Below are 8,792 nucleotides of genomic sequence, written 5' to 3' on the forward strand. Positions count from 1 at the left end.
ACCGCTGGTCACAGGGACTCCCGGATCCGGTTCAGGGTGATCCTGCGGCCGGCTCCCACTGCGGCGAGCCACCCGACGGCGACGAGCACCGCCGCGGCCACCACTGCGGCACCGACGATCGCGGCTGCGGCGGGTGCGAGCTCGAGGGCCGGCACCGGATCGGCGGCGCTGTCGAACAGCGGAACCAGCGGCATCGCGATGAAAGAGCTCACCGTGCCGCAGACGACCCCCACGACCGTGCCGACGAGGACGAGGACCGCCTGCTCACGCACCAGGGACCGTCGCAGCACCTTGAGCGGGACGCCGGACATGTGCAGGGCGGCAAGGTCCCGGGCGACGACGCGCCAGCCGGTGACGGTCATCACCAGGACCACCAGCGCCGCGAGCAGGACCCCCATCGCTCCGGTGAAGGCGGCCAGTCGCAGGCCCCAGGCGGAGGCGGACTCGTCGAGGCGGTCCTTGGCCGCGGTCACGGTGTGCCGGGCGAGGATGCCGACGCCTTGCGCCCCGAGACTCTGGGCCACCGCGTCGGCCTTCGCCGGGTCGGCGACCCAGACCGAAAGCGTCCCGCCGTCGGGCAGGCGGCCGCCCAGTCGGGCCAGCGTCTCGTAGTCGACCAGGACTCCCTGCTTGCCCAGCACCGGCAGGGTGGAGACCGTCTGCTGGACGGCGACCTTCAGCGGCGCACCGTTGATGCCGATGGCGTCGAATCCCTGCGCGGTCCCGCCCGGCGGCACGGGCCCGGCCAGCAGCCCCGGCAGAACGGCCGGGACGTCGGCGTGGGAGAGCTCGAGCGCAAAGCCGGTGCTGACGAGCTCAAGGGTGAGCGCGTCGCCGGCGGCCGGCACCTGCTTGAGGACGTCGCCACTGCCCGTGGCCGGCGCGACGAACGGGTTCCACTGGGTGGGGGCGGCGAGGTCGAGCGACTTCCCGTCAATGCCCAGCCCGGTGATGCTCAGCGTGCCGCTGACCTGCCCGACCTGTTGGTCGGTCTTGCGGAACTCAAGCCCGTCGAGCCGGCACCCGTCCGGACAGAGCAGCAAGGCGTTGAGCTCTTTGGATCCCTTGCCCTGCAACGGAATCTGTGCGATCACGCGCGTCAGCCGCTGGCCCTCCGGTGTCGTGACGGAGATGCGCAGCTCCGAGGGCTCCTCGGAACCCGGCCCCGCGACGGGTGGCAGCGGGAGGCCGGACTGGCCGCTCGGCTGCTCGCTCGTCTCGTCCTCGGGCGTCGTGAGGTCCCACGCGACGCGTCCCGTGACCCGCGTGCCGGCGAGCTGCACGGGCGCGACCTCCGGAGGTGCCAGCTCGCCGAGTCGGTAGGACTCGCCCGGGGGCGCGAACGACGTCTCCTCGAAGTCCTTGGTGACCACGGCCATCGTCGCCGTGGAGGCCCGGTCGGCCCAGCGGACGATCGCCACGGGGCTGGCCTCGGTGCCGGTCGGGTCGATCCTCCGCACCGTGTCCAGGAGGCTGGCGGGGTTGCGGCTGTCGGTGTCGAGAACGGCCGGAGCGCCGGTCTGTACCTGGGCCCGAGCCGACCAGTTGCGGTCGCCCACGACGAGCGCGTTGGCGGCGAACACGGTGAGCGCGACCGCGACGCTGACCACCGTGACCACCTTGCGCAGCGTGGGTCGACGCTCGAGACCGAAGGCTGTCAGGGCAGGACCGATCCGTCCCCGCCGCAGGTTCGCGCGGCCGCTGGCGGCAGCGATCGGGACGGCCAGTCGCGAGGCGACCAGCCCTGCGGCCAGGGCGATCAGCGTCGGCGTCACGAGGGCCAGCGGACCCCCGAGCGAGCCGGTGGCCAGACCGATGAGCCCGAACGCTGCGAGCGCGACGGCAAGGACGTCCACGACGCCGAAGGCGCGTACGCGCTCGCGGGACACCCGCCGGAGCAGGGCCGAAACGGTCAGCTGCTGGACGGGCCTGGCCGCCAGCCAGATCGCGACGGCACACACGACCGCAGATGCCGCGAGGGCCACGACCGAGGACCAGGGCACCTCGAACGGGACACCGTCGGGCAGGAGGAACCACCGCACGACAGTGGTCAGGAACAGCGCCAGGAGGAAGCCGAGCGGCAGCCCGAGGGAGACGGTCAGGGCGAGCTCTCCCATGACGATCCGACCCGCGCCCTCCCGGCTGCGGCCCCGCAGTCGCGCGAGGGCGACCTCAGGGCGTCGCTGCTCCACCGCCGCCTGGGCGACCAGCAGCAGGATCGCGGCCGCCAGCAGGCCGAGCTGGGCCATGAGGAGGGGCACGATGACCCGCAGCTGGTGCTGGCCCACCCGGATGCCGTCGATGATCGAGGGCAGCTGGGTCTCGACGAGCGCGCCGTCGATCCCCTGCCCAGCCACGCGGTTGCCATCCCTGGCTGCGAGGACTTCGGAGATCTGCTGCAGGTTGCCCAGGGTGAACAGGCTTCGTCGCAGCGGCAGTGCCAGCGATGCCTGCGCGACGCTCCAGTCCTTGGTGAACGTCGCCTCCGGCGTCACGAAGTCGTCGATGGCCGGCACCTGCTCGGTCCCGACATCCACCAGCGAGCCGGACTTTCCGTCGAGCTGGGTCCGCAGCCAGTAGGCCTCGTCGGGGATGACCTCATAGGCCCCGACGACGGTCAGGGTCGTGGTGGGCTTGACGCCCTGGCCCAGGCCCGGCACCGAGGTCTCGAAGGTCTTGCCGATTGGCCATTTCCAGGTGGCCAGGTCCTTGGCCGACACCAGCACCTCGCCGACCGCCTTGGGGCAGGCACCCGTCGTGATCGTGACGTGCTCACAGACGCGGTCCCGCGCGACGAGGTCTCCCGGCGAAGGCTTCAGCCCGGCTCTCGGCACGATGTCGATCGCATCGGACAGCTGCCCGATGGGCTCGCCGTAGAGCACCCGCACCGACGCCGGGACGTTGCCTGCGAGGTCGGCACTGCCGAAGTCGGGGTTGGTCGTCCCGCGGCCGCTCCGGACCACCAGGGCAGTGTCGGCGACGCTGGCCGCGTTGATGCTCGTCCGCAACAGCGACTGCTCGAGAGCTCGTTGGTACAACGGCGCGAAGACTGCGCACGTGGCGATCAGGGCCGACAGCAGGACGAGGACGACGGCCTGGGCCCGGCGATATCTGATCGCAGCCCACATGCCTTCAGTGCCTCCATGCTTCCGCGCGTCCCGGTGAGTTCCCCTCGGAACCGGCAGGTGTCGCAGCCGTCCCGTTCCGCTCGACCCTAAGGGGGTTTCATCCGGCGGTGGAGCACATTCCGACAACGATTCACGCTCCGATGGGCCGACCGCCGCAGGGTGTTGCGGAACGCGGGAGGCAACTACTGCTGTGCGTCGATCGCGGCTTCGAGGCGGTCGAGCTTGGCGGTGAGCTCCCCGGCAAACCCGTCGCGGATGTCGGCCTTGAGCACGAGGCTCACCCGCGGGCCGAACGCGGCCACGGCGTCGACAGCACCCTTGACCACCGCCATCACCTCGTCCCACTCCCCCTCCACCTCGGTGAACATCGAGGAGGTGCGGTGCGGCAGCCCCGACTCTCGCACCACGGTGACGGCGGCAGCGACCGCCTCACTCACCGAACCGGTGGAGTCGGCGGGCACGGACGGGGCGACGGAGAAGGCAACGAGCATGCCCCCACCGTATGCCGCGTGGCCGGCACCGCGGCATACGCCCCGTCCGGTGCCGGACGCCGCTCATCCCTGGCGCAGCAGGAAGGCCGGGGCCACCTCGACGGCACGGAAGCCGAGGCTCTCGTTGATCGACACCATGTAGCCGTTCTGCTCGGCGTTGCACGTCACGATGCGGGTGCGTTCCGGGCCGATCCGGGCCTGCAGCTCCTTGAGGCCGCGCGCCTTCATCGCCATCCCCAGGTGGTGGCCGCGGTGCTCGGCGGTGACGAGCGTCCCCCACTGCCAGACGTTGGGCAGGTCCTCGGGCGGGATGACCAGGTCGCTGAACCCGACGACCTCGCCGGCGTCGGTGATGGCGAGGGTCGAGATCTTGCGACGGCCCATGCGGCGGCGCTGGTCCTCGTGGATGCGGACCAGCTCGGGCGTGAGCGACTCGGGCTCGAACTCGAGCTCACCACCGGGCGCCTCGACGGCGAGCTGGTTGTGGGCCGCGCACATCGACGGCAGCAGCGCATCGGGGACCGGGTCGTCGAAGGTCTCGATCCGGTAGCCCGGGTGGTGATGCTGGGCCTCGTGCATCACGGCGTCGAGGTCGACGTCCTCGACCGGCAGCGTGCGCACCCGGCGGATCTCGGTGTTGGCGAGCGTGAAGCCGTTCTTCTCGGCGAACCGGCGGTACGGGTGGTCCTCGCGACGGTCGAACGGATAGGACGTCTCCAGGACCAGGTCAGTACGGTGGTCCGCCCGGCAGATCGCGATGAGCTCGGCAAGCACGGCCGAGCCGATGCCCCGGCGGCGCCGCTCGGGTTCGACCCACGGCATCAGCCAGGACAGGTGCGTGTTGTCGTTGGTCGCGGAGAACGCGATGCCGGCGCCGACGATCTCCTCGCCATCGACGGCGACGACACAGTCCTTGCGTTCGGAGGGGTCTTCCTCGGTGAGGTCGATCCGCATCTCGTCCAGCCCCCACGTCGTGGCGTAGGGGCGCTCGAAGCGCTCGGCGGCCTCGCCGATCTCGTGGAACCGGACAAGCTCTGCCTCGTCGAGAGGGTTGAGTCTGCGGATCTCCATCCCTCGACGGTAGGCCCCCAGACTTGCTGTCCGCCAATGGTTTTCCGGCCCCACCAGTCGCCCCTGTTGGAAGCGAAACTTCCGGATATCCGGGCGTTTCGCTTCCAACAGAAGGCTTGTCAGGGTGCGAGGTGGGCGTGCACCAGGGCCACCGTCGCGGCGCCCTCGCCGCTGGCGGAGGCGACGCGCTTCATCGAGCCGGCGCGCAGGTCCCCGGCGGCGAAGATGCCCGGCACCGTGGTCTCGAGGGCGGCCGGGGGGCGACCGTTGGCCCACTGCTCCATCGGCACCTCCCGACCGGTGTAGACGAAGCCGCGCTCGTCACGGGCCACCGCGTCGGGCAGCCAGTCGCCGCAGGGGTCGGCGCCCAGCAGCAGGAACAGGCCGCCCGCGTCGACGCGGTGGACGCCGTCGGGTCCGGACAGCGAGAGCCACTGGAGGTGTGAGTCGCCGCCACCGTCGACCACCTGGGTGGAGGTGCGGACGGAGATGCGGGCGGTGGAGCCGATCTCGCGGATGAGGTAGTCGGACATGGTGGTCGTGAGGTCGGGTCGGCGCACGAGCAGGGTGACGCTCGCGGCATACCGGGCGAGGTAGACCGCCGCCTGACCGGCCGAGTTGCCGCCGCCGACGACATAGACGTCGCGCCCCTCCATCTCGCGGGCGGCGCTCGTCGCCGCGCCGTAGTAGACGCCGAGCCCGACGAGGTCCTCGAGCGGCTCGATGCCGAGGCGGCGGTAGGTGACCCCGGTGGCGACGAGCACCGCCCTGGCACGCAGCTCGCCGCCCTCGGTGCGCACGACGTGGGGGTCACCGGGGCTGGCTGCGGGTTCGATGGCCTCCGCGGCGAGCCCGGTGTAGATCCGCGCGCCGAACCGGCTCGCCTGGAAGCGCGCGCGCTGGGCCAGCCGCATGCCGGAGATCCCCCGCGGGAAGCCGAGGTAGTTGCGGATCATCGAGCTGGTGCCGGCCTGGCCGCCGACCGCATCGGACTCGATGACCACGGTGTCGAGGCCCTCGGAGGCGCCGTAGACCGCGGCAGCCAGCCCAGCAGGACCGGACCCGATGACGACGAGATCCACGAGATCGGAGGCATCGACGGTCTGCGGCGAGCCGTAGACCTTCCGCGCGACCTGGCGGGCGGTGGCACCCTCGATGGCCTCGCCGACGGCTCCCGAGGCCACGACGGGGAAGGACGGCGAGGCACCGCTCTGCACCGAGGGGAGCTCGCTCAGGACGCGGCGGCCCACCTCGCTGTCCGGCGAGTGGACGCCGTGCGGGATCCCCATCCGGTCGAGGAAGTCGCGGATCCGCGACACCTCGGCGCGCGAGCCACCCTCGATGATCTGCACGCCCTCGATCTCGGGGGTGGAGGCGGTCCACCCCCAGTCCGAGAGGTACTCGGTGACGGCCGTGTGGAACTCCTCGTCGCGAGGGCCCTGCGGGATGAGCAGGTAGGTGTCGATCCGCCCCTGGCCGAGGGCCTCGCGCAGCTTGGGCAGGGACCGCCCGAAGTCACCCATCGCGGTCAGGCAGATCCGGCGGGCCGTCGGCAGCCTGGTGTGCAGCTCGTCGAGGAGGTCCAGTCCGGCCTCGGGCCCGGACACGTGCCAACCGACGCCGATCAGCGCCACCGGCTGCTCGTCGGCCACCGTCTGGTCGACCAGGCTGCGTCCGGCCTCGGCGGTGTCGGCGCAGAGGATGTCGTAATCCCTTGCGTAGCGCCCGAACTCGCTGTCCACGGTGGGGACGTGCTCGGCGCTGACCACGAGGATGATCGCCGGACGGACGCGAGCCGTGGTGGTCATGGCGTGGCGCTCATGGCGTGGTGGTCTGGCGCGGGAGTCACTGCACGGTGTCGCTGTCGATGAGCCACGAGTCGCCGTCCCTCACGACGGTCAGCTTGTGGGTCTCCTCGCTCTTGCTGTCGTCCGGCCTGATGAAGGTCAGCTGTGCCGTGACCTCGCCGGTGTCGGCGTTGGACTCCACGTCACCGACGTCGACCGACTTGATGCCGCTCCAGAACGTCTCGTACCCCTCGCGCCCGTCGGAGGCCTGCTGCATCTTGGGGGTCAGCTGGGCGAACGTGTCGTCGCGCTTGCCCTCCTTGGTGACGTCGCGGTAGTAGGTCTCGATGAACCGGGTCAGCTGCTGGTCGGACTTGGGCGGGGCGGTCGTGGTGGTCGACGAGCTGGAGGAGCTGGACGACGATGAGCTCGACGAGGAGGAGCTCGACGGGGTCTCGGTCTGGGTCTGGGTCGACGTGACGGTGGTCGTCCTGCCGGTGTTGGGGGTCTTGCTGCCGAAGCCGTCGGTCAGCGCGTAGGCGATGCCGAGCCCGATCAGCGCGAGGACCAGCAGGGCAACCAGCCAGCCCAGTGCGCGCGAACGCTCGTCCTTGCGTGGCTCGTCAGCCCGAGGTGGGTAGGCCGCGGGCGGGGGCAGGGGTGGCGTCTCCAGTCGCTGCGTGGTCTCGAGCGGTGCCGCCAGCACCTCGGTGGCCCCGGCTGCGGCAGCTCCCGGTCCGGGCAGGATTGCTCCAGCGGGCAGCGCCAAGGTGGTATCGCCCGCGGCGATCCGGCCCAGCCGCTGGGAGGCGGTGGCCATGTCCCAGCGTTGTGAGGGGTCCTGGTTCATCATCGCCGCGATGGCGCCGCCGATCGGGCCAGCCTGCTCCATCGGCCGGGCCTCACCGCGGGCGATGGCCTGGAGGGTGGCGAGCGGGTTGGCCTGCGACTCGTAGGGCGGCTGGCCCTCCACCGCGTAGTAGAGCGTTGCGCCGAGGGCCCAGACGTCCGTGGCGGGGGTCGGGTCGCCACCCCGCGCCAGCTCGGGCGAGAGGTAGCCCGGCGTGCCGGTCATGAACCCGGTCTGGGTGAGCTGGTCGTCCGTGTGCGCGCGGGCGATCCCGAAGTCGCTGATCTTGGGCGTGCCCGCGTTGTCGATGAGGATGTTGCCGGGCTTGATGTCCCGGTGCACGATGCCGCGCTCGTGCGCGCGCGCGAGGGCACTCGCCACGGCTGACCCGATGGCAGCGACCCGGGTGGCGGGCAGCGCGCCGACCTCGTGGATCTTCTCGGCCAGGCTCTGCCCCTCGACGTACTCCATGACCAGCCAGTGCGAGTCGTTCTCGTCCACGACGTCGAACACCCCGACCGCGTGGGCGTCGTTGAGGGATGCCGCGATCCGCGCCTCGCGCATCGCCCGCGCCGCCGCTGCGGGTTCGCCGGGCAGCGCACCGATCTGCTTGACGGCCACCTCGCGGCCGAGCACGGTGTCGCGTGCCAGCCAAACGGTTCCCATCCCACCACGACCGATGGAGCGGATCACCTCGTAGCGTCCGGCAATCACCTGGGGCTGCACTCGGGTCCTTTCGATCGGGTCCGGGGTTCACCCTATTCGCCCCGGGTGCACCTTGACACTCCACCTGACCCTCGTGCGAGGCTGCCGGGATGCGGCCGAGCCTGTACGAGTTCGCCGGGGGCGACGAGGCGTTCCTCGCCCTGGCCCGGGCTCATCACGACCGATGTCTCGCCGACCCGATGCTGAACCACCCGTTCAGCCACGAAGACCTCAACCCCCAGCACGTCGAGCGGCTCGCCGCCTACTGGGCCGAGGTGCTCGGGGGGCCGCCACGGTTCTCCGGCCGGCTGAGTGACCACTCGTCGATGCTGCGGATGCATGCCGGCAACGGGCCGGGAATGCTCGAGCTGGGACCACTGTTCGTGGAGTGCTTCGTCGCGGCCTCCGACGACGCGGGACTCCCCGACGACCCCGAGTTCCGGGCGGCCCTGCGGGCCTACATGGAGTGGGCGGTCGCCGACGTCAACGAGTTCTTCGAGCCCGACTCGTCCGTTCCCGACAGCCTGGGTATGCCGCGCTGGGACTGGGACGGCCTCGTCACCTCCGGCCGCCCCTGACTAAGGGTCTTTGAAGGATCTGCCACCTCAGGACGTGTGTCGAGTCCGGGGACATCTGGGACACCTGATGTCTTGGGACATGTGAGACACGGCTGCTGACCGCCTCGTGGGGCACCAGGTGCGCTATGGCTGGTGTCATGGCGAGATCGGCGGCTCGGATGAAGATGCTCGATGCGGCGTTG

At 71.1% G+C, this 8,792-nt stretch carries 6 protein-coding genes; 1 reads left to right on the forward strand and 5 read right to left on the reverse strand.

Annotation, left to right across the window (positions count from 1 at the left end):
- Window positions 1-8 precede the first annotated feature (8 nt).
- The 5 genes from AC1DYG_RS18330 to AC1DYG_RS18350 all read right to left on the reverse strand — a co-directional run bounded on the left by AC1DYG_RS18330 (window position 9) and on the right by AC1DYG_RS18350 (window position 8,053).
- A complete protein-coding gene (locus AC1DYG_RS18330) occupies window positions 9-3,128 on the reverse strand; it encodes an FtsX-like permease family protein (protein WP_477641302.1) in 3,120 nt (1,039 codons plus the stop codon).
- 182 nt (window positions 3,129-3,310) lie between these two features.
- Complete coding sequence (locus tag AC1DYG_RS18335; RefSeq protein WP_477641303.1) at window positions 3,311-3,619, reverse strand: thiamine-binding protein; 309 nt, start codon at window positions 3,617-3,619, stop codon at window positions 3,311-3,313.
- A 63-nt stretch (window positions 3,620-3,682) separates the two neighbouring features.
- Entirely contained in the window at window positions 3,683-4,690 is a 1,008-nt protein-coding gene (locus AC1DYG_RS18340) for a GNAT family N-acetyltransferase (RefSeq protein WP_477641304.1), read from the reverse strand.
- 119 nt (window positions 4,691-4,809) lie between these two features.
- Window positions 4,810-6,498, reverse strand: coding sequence for an NAD(P)/FAD-dependent oxidoreductase (locus AC1DYG_RS18345; protein ID WP_477641305.1), 1,689 nt, complete (start codon window positions 6,496-6,498; stop codon window positions 4,810-4,812).
- Between the two features lie 37 nt (window positions 6,499-6,535).
- Window positions 6,536-8,053, reverse strand: a complete 1,518-nt coding sequence (locus tag AC1DYG_RS18350) for a serine/threonine-protein kinase (RefSeq protein ID WP_477641306.1) — start codon at window positions 8,051-8,053, stop codon at window positions 6,536-6,538.
- Between the two features lie 89 nt (window positions 8,054-8,142).
- On the opposite strand from AC1DYG_RS18350, the gene AC1DYG_RS18355 reads away from it, so the two are divergent.
- Window positions 8,143-8,610 (forward strand): group II truncated hemoglobin, encoded by a 468-nt coding sequence (locus tag AC1DYG_RS18355; protein WP_477641307.1) that lies wholly within the window; start codon window positions 8,143-8,145, stop codon window positions 8,608-8,610.
- The last annotated feature ends 182 nt before the right edge of the window (window positions 8,611-8,792 follow it).

The organism is Pedococcus sp. P1_H8 (assembly GCF_056405175.1).